The organism is Streptomyces sp. TRM70350, from assembly GCF_019219825.1.
Lineage (GTDB): Bacteria > Actinomycetota > Actinomycetes > Streptomycetales > Streptomycetaceae > Streptomyces.
In genome coordinates this window covers 24285-39635 of the sequence record NZ_JAHUXH010000017.1, presented here as the reverse complement: position 1 = coordinate 39635, position 15351 = coordinate 24285, and the positions used below count along the sequence as shown (strand labels likewise).

The 15351-nt window shown below is 72.9% G+C and carries 14 protein-coding genes and 1 pseudogene; 6 read left to right on the top strand and 9 right to left on the bottom strand.

Going from position 1 to position 15351, the window contains the following annotated elements; all coding sequences use genetic code 11:
* Nucleotides 1-135: 135 nt before the first annotated feature.
* The 3 genes from KWI83_RS23805 (at nt 136) to KWI83_RS23795 (ending at nt 3984) form a co-directional block, all read left to right on the top strand.
* On the top strand, nt 136-1749 hold the full coding sequence (locus KWI83_RS23805) for an alpha/beta hydrolase (RefSeq protein WP_218516423.1): 1614 nt from the start codon (nt 136-138) through the stop codon (nt 1747-1749).
* Between the two features lie 52 nt (nt 1750-1801).
* Nucleotides 1802-2896, top strand: coding sequence for a chemotaxis protein (locus KWI83_RS23800; protein ID WP_218516422.1), 1095 nt, complete (start codon nt 1802-1804; stop codon nt 2894-2896).
* A gap of 62 nt (nt 2897-2958) precedes the next feature.
* Nucleotides 2959-3984 carry a Gfo/Idh/MocA family protein gene (locus KWI83_RS23795; RefSeq protein WP_218516421.1) on the top strand — a complete coding sequence of 342 codons (1026 nt, stop codon included), beginning with the start codon at nt 2959-2961 and terminating at the stop codon, nt 3982-3984.
* 8 nt (nt 3985-3992) lie between these two features.
* Here the strand turns inward: KWI83_RS23795 and KWI83_RS23790 are convergent, their stop codons facing one another.
* The gene (locus KWI83_RS23790) at nt 3993-4235 is read right to left on the bottom strand and encodes an SsgA family sporulation/cell division regulator (RefSeq protein WP_218516420.1); all 243 of its coding nucleotides are present in this window, start codon (nt 4233-4235) and stop codon (nt 3993-3995) included.
* Nucleotides 4236-4537: 302 nt separating this feature from the next.
* Between KWI83_RS23790 and KWI83_RS23785 the strand changes: the two genes are divergently transcribed.
* Complete coding sequence (locus tag KWI83_RS23785) at nt 4538-5959, top strand: PP2C family protein-serine/threonine phosphatase (protein WP_218516419.1); 1422 nt, start codon at nt 4538-4540, stop codon at nt 5957-5959.
* A 44-nt stretch (nt 5960-6003) separates the two neighbouring features.
* Here the strand turns inward: KWI83_RS23785 and KWI83_RS23780 are convergent, their stop codons facing one another.
* Entirely contained in the window at nt 6004-7497 is a 1494-nt protein-coding gene (locus tag KWI83_RS23780) for a hypothetical protein (RefSeq protein ID WP_218516418.1), read from the bottom strand.
* Nucleotides 7498-7742: 245 nt separating this feature from the next.
* Here KWI83_RS23780 and KWI83_RS23775 point away from each other — a divergent pair, with 245 nt between their 5' ends.
* Together KWI83_RS23775 and KWI83_RS23770 are read left to right on the top strand one after the other, a co-directional pair.
* Nucleotides 7743-8924, top strand: a complete 1182-nt coding sequence (locus KWI83_RS23775; RefSeq protein WP_218516417.1) for an aminoglycoside phosphotransferase family protein — start codon at nt 7743-7745, stop codon at nt 8922-8924.
* 276 nt (nt 8925-9200) lie between these two features.
* Nucleotides 9201-9462, top strand: a pseudogene (locus KWI83_RS23770) (N-acetylmuramoyl-L-alanine amidase); the annotation flags it as partial.
* Nucleotides 9463-9491: 29 nt separating this feature from the next.
* On the opposite strand, the gene KWI83_RS23765 reads toward KWI83_RS23770, so the two are convergent.
* The 7 genes from KWI83_RS23765 to KWI83_RS23735 all read right to left on the bottom strand — a co-directional run bounded on the left by KWI83_RS23765 (nt 9492) and on the right by KWI83_RS23735 (nt 15237).
* Nucleotides 9492-9989: a hypothetical protein gene (locus KWI83_RS23765; RefSeq protein ID WP_218516416.1), complete on the bottom strand. Its 498-nt coding sequence runs from the start codon at nt 9987-9989 to the stop codon at nt 9492-9494.
* A gap of 71 nt (nt 9990-10060) precedes the next feature.
* Nucleotides 10061-10660 carry an ABATE domain-containing protein gene (locus KWI83_RS23760; protein ID WP_218516415.1) on the bottom strand — a complete coding sequence of 200 codons (600 nt, stop codon included), beginning with the start codon at nt 10658-10660 and terminating at the stop codon, nt 10061-10063.
* A 46-nt stretch (nt 10661-10706) separates the two neighbouring features.
* Nucleotides 10707-11612, bottom strand: coding sequence for a universal stress protein (locus KWI83_RS23755; RefSeq protein WP_218516414.1), 906 nt, complete (start codon nt 11610-11612; stop codon nt 10707-10709).
* Between the two features lie 149 nt (nt 11613-11761).
* On the bottom strand, nt 11762-12004 hold the full coding sequence (locus KWI83_RS23750) for a DUF397 domain-containing protein (protein WP_218516413.1): 243 nt from the start codon (nt 12002-12004) through the stop codon (nt 11762-11764).
* An 82-nt stretch (nt 12005-12086) separates the two neighbouring features.
* Nucleotides 12087-13253, bottom strand: a complete 1167-nt coding sequence (locus KWI83_RS23745) for a thiolase domain-containing protein (protein ID WP_218516412.1) — start codon at nt 13251-13253, stop codon at nt 12087-12089.
* Entirely contained in the window at nt 13250-14299 is a 1050-nt protein-coding gene (locus KWI83_RS23740) for a thiolase domain-containing protein (protein ID WP_218516411.1), read from the bottom strand. Before KWI83_RS23740 ends, KWI83_RS23745 begins: the two co-directional genes overlap by 4 nt.
* Nucleotides 14296-15237, bottom strand: a complete 942-nt coding sequence (locus tag KWI83_RS23735) for a Zn-ribbon domain-containing OB-fold protein (RefSeq protein WP_218516410.1) — start codon at nt 15235-15237, stop codon at nt 14296-14298. Before KWI83_RS23735 ends, KWI83_RS23740 begins: the two co-directional genes overlap by 4 nt.
* Nucleotides 15238-15351 lie beyond the last annotated feature (114 nt).

Below are 15351 nucleotides of genomic sequence, written 5' to 3'. Positions count from 1 at the left end.
CCACGTATCGGACGCGTGAGCGGGCAGGGTGCGACAGCTCGGGGCGTCCCGCCCGGAGGCGGCCCCTCGGGGCGGCGCTTATCGTGAGCAAGGGCGCCGTCCACCGGTCCCCAGCGGGGCGCCCTGGAGGCATCGATGCTGGCCAAGCTGTCACCGCGGCGCGCGGTACGACGCCACGCGGTCGCCGGAGCCATCGGCCTGGCGATGCTGGGCGCCGCTCTGCCGGCCACGGCCGCGGACGATCCGCAGCCCGACCTGACCCGGTTCTACCGGCAGAAGGTCACATGGCAGGCGTGCGAGGGCGTGCAGCCGCCCGACGGCCTGCAGTGCGGAAAGGTCACGGTGCCGCTCGACTACGCACGGCCCGGCGCCGGAACGCTCGATCTGGCCCTCGCCCGGTACCGGGCGAGCGGCGACAAGCGCGGCTCGCTGCTGCTGAACTTCGGGGGGCCCGGCGGTTCCGGCGTCAGCGAACTCGCCACCAGCGGCGACGACTTCATGGACCTGACCGACGGCTACGACGTGGTGAGCTTCGATCCGCGCGGTGTCGGCCGGTCCTCCCCGGTCAGCTGCGGCAGCGACCCGTACGGCGGCTCCAACGTCACGGCCGGGACCGACGAGACGCTCCGTGATCCGAACGCGGTGCTACGGCAGCTGAAGGCGGCGGCCGAGGCGTGCGCCAAGCACTCCGGGCCCGTGCTGTCGCACATAGGTACGGTGAACGTCTCCCGGGACATGGACGTCATACGCCAGGCGCTCGGCGACGACAAGCTCAACTACCTCGGGTTCTCCTACGGGACGCGGCTCGGCGCGGTGTACGCGGCCCAGTTCCCGGACAAGGTGGGCCGGGTGGCGCTCGACGGAGTGGACACGCTGACGGAGTCGGTCACCCGGCAGGGCGTGGCGGGTGCCGCGGGCCAGCAGACCGCGCTGGAGGACTTCCTCGACTGGTGCGTGAAGGACATCGCCTGTCCGTTCGGCCAGGATCCGCGGACCGCCCGGGAAGCTGTCGTACGCCTGGTCCGGTCGATGGACGAGGACCCGGTCCCGACCGCGTTCAGCGGCGAGTTCACCGGTCAGGACCTGGTCGCCGCGCTGAGCCAGGGGCTCTACAGCAGGGACATGTGGCCGTCGCTGGAGCGCGCCCTGGCCCTGCTGGTCGAGGACGGGGACACGCGCGGGGTGGAGGCCTTCGCCACCGGCGGCTTCGCGCTCCCGGGCCTGCGACAGGTCCGGCAGGAAACCTCGCCGTCCGCCGACGGCGGGCTGGTGGACCAGGAGGACGTCCCCCTGGACAACCTCCCGGCCGCGCTGATGGCGATCAACTGCGCCGACGACCCCGACCGCCCCACGGCCCGGGAGATCACCAGGAACCTCGACCGGCTCCGCGCCGCGTACGAGGAGGCCTCGCCCGTCTTCGGCCCGTACCGCCTCACCCAGGTCCTGCTGTGCTACGGCCGCCCCAAGGGCACCGACTTCATCCGCGAGAAGGTGAAGAACGTCGACACGCCCAAGATGCTGCTGGTCGGGACCCGCGGCGACCCGGCGACGCCGTACCGCTGGACGGTGCAGACGGCGAAGCGGCTGGGACCGTCGGCCGTGGTGCTCGACAACAAGGGCGAGGGTCACACCGGTTACACCTCGTCCAAGTGCGTGCACCGCAAGGTCGACGACTTCCTGCTGTACGGCACGCTGCCCGCGAACGGCAGCTCCTGCGGGTCGGAGAACGGCGTGGGAGCGGGGCAGTGACGATCACGGCGCCCCAAATGCCCGATACGTGAATCGGCCCTATGGTGCTGTCATGGAGCACGCACTCAGTCCCACCGCCCTGGCCGAGCTGCGCCGACCGCGCCCCTACCCCGCGGTGTCCGTGCTGACGCCGACGCATCGCAGGGAGCCGTACAACGCGCAGGACCGGGTCCGGCTGCGCAATGTGGTGGCCGAGGCCAAGAAGCAGCTGGAGGCCGACCCCGCGGTGACCCGGGAGCGGCGTGTCGATGTGGCGGCCCAGCTCGACCAGGCGCTCGGCGAGGTCGACCTGACGCACGCGGAGGACGGCCTGGTGATCTTCGCCGCCCCGGGTGAGCACCAGGTGTGGGCCCTCGCCCGTACCGTGCCCGAGCGGGTGGTGCTCTCCGACACCTTCCTGACCCGCAACCTCGTCTCCGCACAGGTGTCCGAACGGCCGTTCTGGGTGCTGTCGGTCTCGGCCGACCGCGCCACTCTCTGGAACGGCGGCGGGGGCCGGGTCACCGAGGAGCGCACCGGTGGCTTCCCGCTGACCCGCAGGAACGAGAACTTCGACCCCGAGCGCCTGGAACGGTTCGGTGACATGCCGAGCACCTTCCGTGACGAGGGCACCCGGCACTTCCTGCGGGAGACCGACACGGCGATGGGCGCGGTGCTGCGCGACAACCCGCGGCCGCTGTACGTGACCGGTGAGCAGGCGGCGCTGTCCTGCCTGGACGAGATCGGGGACGTCACCCGGCGCGCCGTGCACATCCCGCACGGCGGCCTCTCGCACGGCACGCCGGACGCCGTGTGGCAGGCCGTGCGCCCGGTGGTCGAGGCCGAGGACCTCAGAACGATCGACACCGTGACGAAGGAACTCGGATCGGCCCGGGGCCGCAAGGAGTTCGTGGCCGGCGTGGACGAGGTCTGGCAGAACGCCCGGGAGGCCCGGGTCCGGCTGCTCGCCGTCGAGGAGAACTACCGGGTGACCGTGCGCGACGACGGCGGCCATCTCGTCCCGGCCTCCGGTGACGATCGTGACGCCCGTGAGGACATCATCGACGAGATCGTGGAGCAGTGCCTGGAGACCGGCGCCGACGTCCGCTTCGTCCCCGACGGCACGCTGGCCGACGCCAACGGCATCGCGGGGGTACTGCGCTACTGACGGCACCCGGGCCCTTCCGCCTACGCTACGCCGGGACAGTCGGCGGAGCGGGAGGGCTGCACGTGGGTGAGCTGCTGGGCGTGGCGGTACTGGGCGCGGGACACATGGGAGCCGACCACATACGGCGGCTGGACCGGGTGGTGAGCGGCGCCAGGGTGGCCGCCGTGGCCGACCCGGACCCGGCACGGGCGAAGGAGGCGGTGGCCGGTGTCGACGGGGTCGCGGTGCACGTGGAGACGGAGGCCGCGCTGGACGCGCCCGGCGTCGACGCCGTACTGATCGCCTCTCCCGGCCCCGCCCACGAGGAGGCATTGCTCGCGGCCTTCGCGCGGGGCCTTCCGGTGCTGTGCGAGAAGCCCATGGTGCCGGAGTCGGCCGGCGCGCTGCGGGTGGTCGAGGCCGAGGTCGGGCTCGGCCGGCGGCTGGCGCAGGTCGGCTTCATGCGGCGGTACGACGCCGAGTACCGGCAGCTCAAGTCGCTGCTGGACAGCGGCCGTCTGGGGCGGCCGCTGATGCTGCACTGCGTCCACCGCAACGTCTCCTCCCCACCCGACTTCACCAGCGCGATGCTGGTGAACAGCTCGGTCTCGCACGAGATCGACGCGGCGCGCTGGCTGCTCGGCCAGGAGCTGACCGCTGTGACCGTACTGCGCCCTGAGCCCTCCGCGAACGCCCCCGAGGGCCTGCTCGACCCGCAGTTCGTGCTGTTCGAGACCGAGGGCGGCACCCTGGTCGACGTGGAGGTCTTCGTCAACTGCGGCTTCGGCTACCAGGTGCGCTGCGAGGCCGTCTGCGAGGCGGGCAGCGCCCGGATCGGGGAGGGCCGCGCGATGGTCGTCACGGCGGAGGGCGGCGCCCGCGAGGAGGTGCCGCGGGACTACCTCGTACGCTTCGCGGACGCCTACGACCGCGAGGTGCAGGCCTGGGTCGACGCCACCCGGCAGGGGCGGGTCACCGGCCCGAGCGCCTGGGACGGGTACGCGGCCTCCGCCGTCGCCGAGGCCGGGGTCCGGGCGCTGGAGAGCGGCGGCCGGGTGACCGTCGAGCTCGCGGCGCGCCCGGAGCTGTACGCGGCCGTCAGCGGCTGACGTCGACGTCAGACCCCGTCGAACAGGCTGCTCAGCCCCCGATCGACGGCTCCGGCGACGTCCTCCTCCCCGGCCGCGACGACCGCGTACGTGCGCAGCAGGCAACGGCGCAGGGCCGCGGTGTCGAACGGGAGCAGCGCCAGCCCGCACGGCCAGTCGAACTCCAGCACCGTACGGGCGCGTCCGCACGGCCAGATGCGCACGTCACCGCTCCCGGCCGGGCCGCGTACTCCCTGGAGAGTGGTGTCCATGCTCTTACGGCCTCGTTCCGGCGCCCGACGCACACCTGGAACGCACGTACGTCGAACACCCGAATGAGCGCGACGATCCCACCCCGACGGACCGTCAATTCACGTACGCTACCTACGACTTGCTCAGCCGTCCGAGTACGCCCCACCTACGCCACAAGCACTCCGCGTAGACGGTGGCATATGCCAGAAGCACCACCGTATCGTGTGTTGCCAAATCCCTTACAGGGCGTCGCGGGCTGTGCAACAGTCGTAACGGTCCCACCGTCAGCCTTGGCCGTACCGTCCCCGCATCGGAGTGCGTCATGCCGTCCCATCTCTCTGCGGACCGCCCAGCCGCCCAGCCGCCAGGACGCGGTTCGGTCGACGCCCTGATATCGCAGACGCGGCGGCTCAAGGGCGACGTGGACGCCGTACGGCGGGACGCACAGAGTGACGGTTCGGACCCGCGGGATCGTTGGCAGCGCGCACTCTACGACCTCGCGCTGCACCAGCTCAACGATCTCGACGAGCACCTGGCCCAGCTGCGCGACGGCCCACCGCCCGTGACCCCGGCCGCTCAGGCCGAGCCGGTACGGGCGGCACCGCCCGCTCCCCGGGGCGAGTCACTGCTCAGCCGGGTCGGCAGCGCGGAGTGGAACCTGCTGACGGACCAGGCCAGTTGGTCCGGCGAGCTGCACGAGATCCTCGGCCGCGACCCCGCCGCTCCCCCGCTCACCTTGGACGAGCTGCCCTCGCTGGTGCTGGACGCGGACCGGCCGAAGCTGACCGCTATGGTCACGGACTGCCTGGTCGACGCCAAGCGGATCGACGGCGAGTTCCGGATCGTACGGCCGGACGGCGAGGTGCGGACCGTGCACATGATGGGCGAGCCCGTGCTCGACACTGACGGCAGCACCGCCTCGATGTGGGCCGTGCTGCGGGACGTCAGCGAACTGCGCCGCAGCCAGCAGGCGGTGAGCGAGACCCGTGACTCGCTCGAACGCCGACGGCACGCCGCACAGACCGAGCACCGGCTTGCGGTCGAGCTGCAGGAGGCCGTGCTGCCACCCTGGCACGGCACCCTGCGGCTCCCGCACCGGGGCCCGCGCAGCCTGGACGTGGCGGCCCGCTGTCTGCCCTCCTCGGCCGGCGGGCCGGTCGGCGGCGACTGGTACGACGCCCTGGAACTTCCCGACGGCGAGACCCTGCTCAGCGTCGGCGGCCTCACCGGTCACGGCGTCACGGTGACGTCGGGCATGGCGATGCTGCTCGGCGCGGTGCGCGGCATGGCGATGGCGGGCACCCGGCCAGGCACGCTGCTGGCCTGGCTCAACCAGCTGCTGGACACCACCGTCCCGCCCGCCCTCGGCAGCGCCGTCTGCTGCCGCTACCGCCCCGAGACGCGCACGCTGGTGTGGGCGCAAGCAGGGCACCCCGCCCCGCTGCTGTTCCGCAACGGGACGGGGCGCAGGTTGGACGCACCGGACGGCGTCCTGCTCGGCGCGACCTCGGGTGCCGCCTACGGCGAGGCCGAGGAGACCCTCGAAGTGGGCGACCTTGTCCTGCTGCACACCGACGGGCTGGTGCCCGGGGACTGGGGGTCCCCCCACCGCCTCACCGGCCTGGCCCCGCGCCTCGCAGCGGCACGGACCGCGCAGGACTGCGTGCGGACGGTGGTGGAGGAGTTCGGCGACACCGAACGCGAGGACGACGCCTGTGTACTGATCGCCAAGGTCACGTCATAGGGGACAGTTGATAGGTGGCGTGGTAAGAGGCGGGGACAGTCGAACTACACCTGTGAGCTGTTGCCGCCCCTCCCCTTCGTCTTCGGCAGCGCCAGCTTGATCTCCTCCCGCAGCTCCTGGATCTTCGGATACTCGGCGTACTCGGCGGTGAGCCGGTACATCTGGCGCAGCCGGTCCCAGGTGCGGCGGGAGGAGTTCTGCCCCATCGACATCAGGGCGAGGCGGGCGAACCGGTCTGCCTGTTCGGGGTCGTCGGCGATGAAGCAGGCGGAGGCCATGGACAGGAAGTCGAAGATCTTCGACCGCTGCTGTGCTTCGACCCGCAGCGCCAGCGCCTTGTCCGCGTAGTACTGGGCGTACGTCGCCGCGCCCGGCTCGAACTCCGCGAGCGTGCGGTAGGCAAGGGCCTGCATGCCGTACAGGTCCGCCTCGTTGAACAGCTGCATCCAGCTGGGCGGCGGCACGTCCGCCTTGTCGGAGACGAACAGGTCCTCCGCCTGGCCGAGGGTGCGGCGCATGGCCTGGCCCTTGCCCATGGACGCCTGGGCCCACGCCTCGATGGTGTGGAACATCGCCCGGGTGCGGGGCAGTACCTCCTCCCCGGAGCCGGACTGGGCGAGTTTCATCAGGTCCAGCGCGTCGTCGGGCCGGCCCAGGTGCACCATCTGGCGGGCCGCCCGGGAGAGCGCCTCGCCGGCCCGGGGCCGGTCGCCGCCCTCGCGCGCGGCATGGGCGGCGATGACGAAGTACTTCTGGGCCGTGGGCTCCAGGCCGACGTCGTGCGACATCCAGCCCGCGAGGACGGCGAGGTTGGCGGCGACGCCCCACAGGCGCCGTTGCAGATGGGGTGGGTGACGGTAGGCGAGCATCCCGCCCACCTCGTTGAGCTGGCCCACGACCGCCTTGCGCTGGAGCCCGCCGCCGCGGGCCGCGTCCCAGGCGCGGAACACCTCGACCGAGCGCTCCAGTTCCTCGATCTCCTGGGACCCGATGGGGGCGGCCTCATAGCGGTCGAACCCGGCGGGGTCGGCGTGCAGGGGGTCGTCGAGATGGGGAGCGTCGGCCGCCAGGGCCGGATCGGTGTGCAGCCAGTCGTACATGGCGCTGCTGAGTGCGGATCCCGCGGCGAGCGCGGCGCCCGCGCCCACCAAGCCGCGTCGGTTGAGCATGAGGTCCATTCCCGTGAATTCGGTGAGGACCGCAGCGGTCCGTTCGGGCGCCCACGGCACACCGTCGGGATGCTCCACACTCCCGCCGCCCTGCCGCTTCCCCGTACGCCCGTGCCGGACCAGACCGAGGTCCTCGATGGTCACGACACGGCCGAGACGCTCGGTGAACAGAGCCGCCAGCACCCGCGGCACCGGATCACGCGGGATCTCTCCCATGTCGATCCACCGCCGCACCCGTGAGGTGTCGGTCGCCAGCTGGGGATGGCCCATGGCCGCCGCCTGCTTGTTGACCAGCCTCGCGAGCTCGCCCTTGGACCAGCCGGCCAGGCCGAACAGGTCCGCAAGGCGGGTGTTGGGTTGTCCGCTCACGTCAAGCCCCCAGGTTCTCGGCTGAGTTGACAGTAGCCCGGGGCGAGTTGCCGGGCGACTATTCGCCAGGGTTCGCCAGGGTGCGCCAGATGGTGTGCCACGGGGCATCGGGTGTCAGGTAGGAACGCGCCACCCCGACCCGGTCGCCGTCCTGATACGGCTGGTGCATTCCCCAGGGTGCACCCGGGCGGTCGGTTCGGGTGGCGTCATGACGTCGCAGGCACACGAAGGGATCTGTCTCGCCCATGTACGCAGCATCGTCCTCCGTGTCCGCCCCGCCCCGGCCGCTGCGCCCGCGCCCCGCGGCTCCCGCCTCCCCCAGGCCGGGAGAGCCCCCGCTGCCGGGCGGCGGCGGCCCCTACCTCGCCCCCGCACGCCCGACGGCCCCCGTGCTCGGTGCGGGCCGGACGCGGCGCCCCGCGGGGCTCGGCACCCAACCGCTCAGCGGGAGACTCGACTTGTCCGGCCCCCAGGGCGCCCAACTGCGTACGGCGATCGCCTCGGTGCACCGGATCTGCCCGGAGTTCACCCCGGTGCAGGTGCTGCGGCGCAGCGGACGGTCCGTGCTGCTGGTCGGTACCACAGGACGCAGTACGGCCGTCGCCAAATGTTTACTGGACCAATCCCCGGCGTGGGCGGAGCGGATCCGCCACGAGATAGCGGCATACCGCTCGTTCGTCCGGCACCGCCCGCCCGTGCGGGCGCCCCGGCTGATCGCGGCGGACCCGGACAACTGCACCCTGGTCATCGAGCGGATGCCGGGACGGGCGGCGGCACTCCAGCGGCACCCGGCGGAGGCACCGCCGCGCGCGGACATCCGGCAGGCGCTGAGCGCGATCTGCCGCCTGAACGCCTGGCGGCCCCCCGCGGGCACGTTCGACGCGCCGCTGGACTACGCGGCCCGGATCTCCCGGTACCACGAGCTGGGGCTGCTCACCGACCGGGACCTGGGCGACCTGCAGAAGCTGCTGCACGGCATCGCGCTCGCCGCGGGGCGGCAGGGCATGGGCCAGTTCTGCCACGGCGACGCGCTGCTGTCGAACATCCTGCTCTCGCCCGCGGGACCGGTCCTGGTGGACTGGGAGCACGCCGGCTGGTACCTGCCGGGGTACGACCTGGCCACCCTGTGGTCGGTGCTCGGCGACGCCCCCGCCGCGCGGCGGCACATCAGCCAGATCGCCCAGTCCGCGGGGCCGGCCTCGCGGGACGCGTTCCTGGTCAACCTGATGCTCGTACTGACCCGCGAGATCCGTACGTACGAGACGGCCGTGCAGCGTTCGATGCACGACGCGACCCCGGCGGCACCGGGAGTGGCGCATCCGGGTGCCGCGCCGTCCGGCGAGGAGCAGCGGCTGCTGCTGCGGCGGCTGCACGACGACTGCCAGCTGGCCCGCCGGGCCGTGCGCGCGGCGGTCGGCACTCGCTGAAGGGGGATGACGGTTCGCGGTGCGCCAAGGACAGCGGCGCACCGCGGACCTCGTCGCGTCCGGGGCAGGGCCGTCGCGGACCGGTTCATTGGTGTACGCCGCTGACGCCCCGCAGGCCCGTCGGCCGCCGCCACGAAACTCCCACAACCCTGCCCTGACCGGGGAAATCGCCTCCTGGGTTGCATGATGGCGCCCAACCGCCCCAGGAGGCTGCTTTGCCGGGGAGGGCGTCCTGGACCTCGTGCAGGACCCGACCTACGTGTCCTTCCGGGCCCGGCGAGGGTCTCCACGGGCCAGCAGTTCGCGGTGGCCGGACGCCAGGGCGACTGGACGGCGATCTGGTACCTGGGGCAGCAGGCGTGGTTGCGCAACCCGGCGAGGGCGCCGACCGCGGTCCCCGCGAAGGGCCTGGTCATCACGCCGAAGCACGGTCTGGACGGCGTCCCGGTGTACGGCCGCGCCTACCCGGCCGTCCGCCTACCCGGCGGGAGTGCCCGCCCAGCCGGTGTCCCCGCTGCCGTACCGGCTGCGTCCGGGCGGCCGACGTGACGGTGTCGTCGTAGCGGCTCAGCCCTGCTGGAACAGTTCCGCCGGGAGCGGCTTCAGCAGGGTGTACAGGTCGTCGGTGATGGGGCGGTCCCAGGCGGCGATGGTGACCAGGACGTTGTCGCTGCGGTCGAACTGCACGCAGGAGATCCGGCTCTCGGAGAGCTTCAGGCGGCGCACGATGAGGAGATTGTCGCCCTGCATCACCGGCACGTCCTCGGTGCCGACGACCGTCACCTCCTCGTCGTTCTCCAGGGCCAGCAGCAGCTGGGCCACCTCGAACGGGACCTGCCCCTCGGCGACCTCGCGGGCCGGGGAGCCCTCGGGCAGGTTGCCGATGATCATCGCGGGGCCGCGGCCGCCGAACAGGTCGTAGCGCAGGAAGACGCCCTGGCAGGTGCCGTCGGGGGCGGGCAGCAGGCCCGCGCCCAGATTGCCGGGCCAGTCGCCCGGGTCCATGGCCAGCACGTCGAAGTCGGGCCCGGCGGGGGTGGCACTGCGGCGGCGGAGGAACGACATGCCGCCATGGTACGTGCCCGCAGGTCGTCGGCGTCGGGCAGGCGGGACTCCGTTGCGGCGGAGGTCGGCGGCTAGACGGACTTTTTGTGCCGTTCGTGGTGGCGGGCCACCCGGGCGCGGTTGCCGCAGGACGGTTTGCACCACTCCTGCCGGGGGTGCTCCTTCAGGAAGTAGCGCACGCAGCGAGGGGCGTGGCAGGCGCGCAGCCGGTGGCGTTCGGGGCTCGCGAGGAAGGCGATGGCGGCCCGCGCGAGCACTGCCGCGAGGTCATGGTCACCGTGTGCGGAGTGGTGGTGTACGGCGGGTTCGGCGTCGTCGGGCCAGTGCAGGACGGGAACGGTGGGGACGCGGGCGGCCGCGGCGTTCAGGCGGGCCAGGGCTTCCGGTACGGGCAGCAGGCGGGCCGCGTCGGCGGGGCTCGGGGCGGCCGGGCGTACCGCGCGGGCGAAGAGGGCGCGGACGGCCGCGCGCACCTCGCGGACGGCGGCGAGCGTCTCGGCGTCGGCGGTGGAGGCACCGGCGCCGGGCAGGGCGTCGGGATGGGAGCGCACCCAGGTGGTGAGCCCCTCGGAGTCGGTCAGGTCGTCGGCGACGCCGCCGTGTCCGTCGTGCCGGATGGTCAGGGCGAGGTCGAGCGCGAGCCGGGCGTCCCCGCTGGTCGAGTCCTGCATGGCGCTAATGATATGGGCCGAGGCAATCATTAGCTCGCGGGTGGCTTCACTCCTCCGGCGGCGCGGGCGGCACCACCGCCACCGGGCTCGCCGCGTGCAGCAGTACGGCAAGGGTGACCGAGCCCATCATGCGGGCGGGGGCGAGCAGGCGGCGGCGGTGGCGGCCGACGACGACCAGGTCGGCGTCCAGGGAGTTCGCCACGAGGTGGGCGGCGGCGTCGCCGGGGGCCACGTACGGTTCCGCCCGGACGTCGGGGTGGCGCCGGCGGTGCGGGGCGAGGAAGCCCTCCGCGAGGACGCGTGTCTCGCTCTCGACGGCGTCCTGGTCGATGCCGGTCGGCAGCAGCTCGCCCGCGCCACCCGCCCAGAGCTGCACCGGCCACGGGTAGGCGGCGACCACCTGCAGGCGGGCGTCGCGCAGGGCGCCCTCCTGGAATGCGAAGGCGAGGGCGGCGTCGTCCGGGCCGTCCACGTTGAGGCCGACGACCACCCGGGGTCCCGGTTCCTGCGGCGGGGCGTCGTCGACCTCGCGGCCGGGCCGGGGCACCACGACGACCGGGCACTCGGCGTCCCGGGCCACCGCGAGGCCGTTGGAGCCGAGCAGGAGCCTCGCGAAGCCGCCCCGGCCCCGCGCGCCGAGCACCAACAGCTGGGCCTCGGCGCCCAGTTCGGGCAGCACGGCGGCCGGTGTGCCCTCCGGGCCGAGGTACTCCACGAGCAGCCCCTCGGCGCGCTCGGCGACGTACGCGCGGGCCCGGGCGAGCACCGGGTCGTCCTCCGGCTCCGGCAGCCGGGCGACCTCGACACCGGCGGGCACCCGGACGGCGTACTGCCGCACATGCACCACCCGCAGCGGCGCGCCGCGCCTGCGGGCGGCGTCGAGGGCCCAGTCCAGGGCCCGCAGGCTGTCGTCCGACCCGTCGAACGCCGCGATGACCGGCAGGGTGTTCATGTTCCTCACCTCCGGAGTGGCGACCCACCCCTTCCCGGGGCCAGCCTCGCTCAGGCCTCGGCCCGGGGAGGGCTCACAGGGACGCGTGTCCGGAAAATCGGGCGGAACACCCCCGGATCGGCCCGTCCACCCGGTTCGCCCGGGCGGCCTCAGGTCAGGTCGAACTCGCCTTCGCGCGCGCCCGACACGAACGCGCCCCACTCGTCGGGGGTGAAGATCAGGGAGGGGCTCTCCGGGCGGCCGCTGTTGCGCATGGCGATGAAGCCCTCGACAAAGGCGATCTGGACATCCCCCAGGCCGCGGCTGCTGGACTGCCATTCGGCGTTGCTCAGGTCCAGTTCCGGCTTGTCCCAGCCCATGAGCGGCTGCTGCTGGGTGGTGGTCTCGGCCACGTCCGTGCTCCTCCCGACTCGTCGTCCGCGGCCAGCCTAGCGATCGGCCCCCGGTGTCAACAGGCCACGTGAGGGGGACCTTTCAGGCGTCCGGCGGCTGCGCTCCCACCAGCCACATCGAGAAGAACTGCGAGCCGCCGCCGTACGCGTGCCCGAGCACCTTGCGGGCGCCGTCCACCTGGTGGTCGCCCGCCAGCCCGCGCACCTGCAGGGCCGCCTCCGCGAAGCGGATCATGCCGGAGGCGCCGATGGGGTTGGTGGACAGCACGCCGCCCGACATGTTGACCGGCAGGTCCCCGTCCAGTTCGGTCACCCCGGACTCGGTGAGCTTCCAGCCCTCGCCCTCGGCGGCGAAGCCGAGGTTCTCCAGCCACATCGGCTCGTACCAGGAGAACGGTACGTAGATCTCGGCGGCGTCGATGTCCCGGCGCGGGTCGGCGATCTGGGCCTGCCGGTAGACGTCGGCGGCGCAGTCCCGGCCGGCCCGCGGCGAGACGAAGTCCTTCCCCGCGAAGAGGGTGGGTTCGCTGCGCATCGCGCCGCCGAGCATCCAGGCGGGCGGGCGGGGGGCGCGGGCGGCTCCCGCGCGGTCGGTGAGGACCATGGCGCAGGCGCCGTCGGAGGACGGGCAGGTCTCCGAGTAGCGGATCGGGTCCCAGAGCATCGGCGAGGCCTGGACCTTCTCCAGGGTGATGTCGTGCTCGTGGAGATGGGCGTAGGGGTTCTTCAGGGCGTTGCGCCGGTCCTTGTACGCCACGAGCGAGCCGATCGCGTCGGGTGCGCCGCTGCGCCGCATGTACGCCCGCACGTGCGGGGCGAAGAAGCCGCCCGCCCCGGCCAGCAGCGGCTGCTGGAACGGGATCGGCAGGGACAGGCCCCACATGGCGTTGGACTCGGACTGCTTCTCGAAGGCGAGGGTGAGGACGGTGGCGTGCACGCGGGCGGCGACGAGCTGGGCGGCGACCAGGGCGGTGGAGCCACCGACCGAGCCCGCGGTGTGCACCCGGAGCATCGGCTTGCCGACCGCGCCCAGCGCGTCCGCCAGATACAGCTCCGGCATCATCACGCCCTCGAAGAAGTCGGGCGCCTTGCCGATGACCACGGCGTCGATGTCGGCCCAGGTCAGTTCGGCGTCGTCGAGGGCCCTTCGGGCCGCCTCCCGGACGAGCCCGGCGATGGAGACGTCCCGGCGTGCCGCCACGTGCTTGGTCTGGCCGACGCCTACGACGGCCACGGGCTCCTTGCTCATCGGGAATCCCCTTCGAGTACGGCGACCAGGTTCTGTTGCAGACAGGGGCCGGACGTGGCGTGGGCGAGGGCCCGGTCGGACTCGCCCCGGTGGATGCGCGTGGCCGCCTCGCCGATGCGGACGAGACCGGCGGCCATGATCGGGTGGGCGGCGAGCGCGCCGCCGGACGGGTTGACGGACACGGTGTCGTCGAGGCGCAGCGCCTTGCGCAGGACGATCTCCTGGGCGGTGAAGGGTGCGTGCAGCTCGGCCGTGTCGACGGGGCGTTCGAAGGCTCCGGCCCGCTCGGCGGCCAGGCGGGTGGAGGGCGAGTCGGTGAGGTCACGGACGCCGAGGCCGTGCGCCTCGATGCGGTGGTCGATGCCGCGGATCCAGGCGGGGTGGGCGCACAGCTCGCGGGCGCGCTCCCCGGCGGCGAGGATCACGGCGGCGGCACCGTCGCCGATGGGCGGGCAGTCGCCGGTGCGCAGGGGCCGTACGACGTACTCCCCGTGCGGCACCGGACCCCGCAGCTGGGCGTGCGGGTTGTCCTGGGCCGCCGCGCGGCTGCGGGCCGCCACGGCCGCGAGGGCGGGCTCGTCGGTCTCGCCCGCGTCGATGAGCGCCTGGGCCTGGAGGGCGGCGAGGGCGACGGAGTCGGGCCACAGCGGGGCGACGTAGTAGGGGTCGAGCTGGCGGGTGAGGACGTCCCGTACGGGGCCGGGCGAGGACTTGCCGTACGCGTACACGAGGGCGGTGTCCGTCTCCCCCGTCAGCAGCTTGGTCCACGCCTCGTACAGCGCCCAGGCGCCGTCCATCTCGACGTGCGACTCGGAGATCGGCGGCCAGGCGCCCACCCCGTCCAGGGCGAGCGTGAAGGAGAAGGCGCGGCCAGCGAGGTAGTCGCTGGAGCCGGAGCAGGTGAAGCCGATGTCGGCGGTCTTCAGGCCGGTGCGGTCCAGCACCTCGTGCAGGACCGGCATGAGCATCTCGACCTCGGAGAACTCGTCGCTGGTGCGCCGGTGGCCGTTCTGCGCGAAGGCGACGACGGCGATGTCGCGGGTCACAGCAGCTCCTTGTAGGTCTCGTAGTCCGCGTCGGGTTCGCCGGTGGGCCGGTAGTGGTCGGGGTAGCGGCTGTCCTCGGTCCACACGGGTTCGACCCGCAGGCCCATCCGGACCTGGTCGTACGGGATGCCGCCGATGCGTCCGTGCAGGGCGAGGTCGGCTCCGTCGAGGGCGATGTGGGCGTAGACGTACGGGACTTCGATGTCCAGGTTCTTCGCCTTGATGTTGACGATGCAGAACGTGGTGACCGTGCCGCGCGGGCCGACCTCGACCTGTTCCCCGGTGGCGACGCCGCAGGTGGGGCAGGCGCCGCGGGGTGGGACGTACACCTTGCGGCAGGACGGGCAGCGTTCGCCGACGGTCCGCCGGTCCGAGAGTGCCTTGATGTAGGCGGACTGGGCGCGGCCGGGGCTGTAGGTGTAGTCGAGCCGGGCGTGCGCGACGATGCCGGTGACCGGGTCCTCGAACTGGCCTGTGTGGCCGGTGGGTTGGGCGCTCTCGCCGTCGTACGGCTCGAAGCAGGCGATGTCGGTGATGGCGCCGGTGCGGTGCTCCGCCCAGCGGACGCGGACCCGCATGCCCGTGTGGACGTGCTCCGGGCCCGGGGCGTCGAGGGCGTGCAGCAGGGCTGTGTCGGCGCCGTCGAGGCGGACCAGGGCCCAGGCGAAGGGGGTGTCGAGGGGCTGGCCTCGGCGGGGGGCGTGGTTCCAGGCCCAGGTGGTGACGGTGCCGGTGGAGGCGACCTCAACGAGGTCGCGTATCTCCTCGGCGGTGACGGGGTCGTACTCGACGGGTGGGACGAGGGTGCGGCCGTCTGCGGTTCGCACACCGAGGACGGCCCGTTCCCGCAGTCCGGTCAGGAAAGCGCTCTGGACGGGACCGAGGGAGCGGGTGAAGGGGAATTCGACGGTCAGCGGCGCCTTGAGGACTTCGGACATCAGGGGGCGTGCCTCCTCCGGAGGTCGGGTGCGTGAAGCGCCCCGAAAGGGGCGCGGGGCAGTGACATATGCGGCTCCGCCGCGTGGGCGCGACCAGCCAGAGACGGCCCGCAG

Coding starts and splice junctions, on each gene's coding strand:
- KWI83_RS23805 (WP_218516423.1), top strand. CDS start 136: ATGCTGGCCAAGCTGTCACCGCGGCGCGCGGTACGACGCCACGCGGTC.
- KWI83_RS23800 (WP_218516422.1), top strand. CDS start 1,802: ATGGAGCACGCACTCAGTCCCACCGCCCTGGCCGAGCTGCGCCGACCG.
- KWI83_RS23790 (WP_218516420.1), bottom strand. CDS start 4,235: ATGGACACCACTCTCCAGGGAGTACGCGGCCCGGCCGGGAGCGGTGAC.
- KWI83_RS23785 (WP_218516419.1), top strand. CDS start 4,538: ATGCCGTCCCATCTCTCTGCGGACCGCCCAGCCGCCCAGCCGCCAGGA.
- KWI83_RS23775 (WP_218516417.1), top strand. CDS start 7,743: ATGTACGCAGCATCGTCCTCCGTGTCCGCCCCGCCCCGGCCGCTGCGC.
- KWI83_RS23765 (WP_218516416.1), bottom strand. CDS start 9,989: ATGTCGTTCCTCCGCCGCCGCAGTGCCACCCCCGCCGGGCCCGACTTC.
- KWI83_RS23760 (WP_218516415.1), bottom strand. CDS start 10,660: ATGCAGGACTCGACCAGCGGGGACGCCCGGCTCGCGCTCGACCTCGCC.
- KWI83_RS23755 (WP_218516414.1), bottom strand. CDS start 11,612: ATGAACACCCTGCCGGTCATCGCGGCGTTCGACGGGTCGGACGACAGC.
- KWI83_RS23745 (WP_218516412.1), bottom strand. CDS start 13,253: ATGAGCAAGGAGCCCGTGGCCGTCGTAGGCGTCGGCCAGACCAAGCAC.
- KWI83_RS23735 (WP_218516410.1), bottom strand. CDS start 15,237: ATGTCCGAAGTCCTCAAGGCGCCGCTGACCGTCGAATTCCCCTTCACC.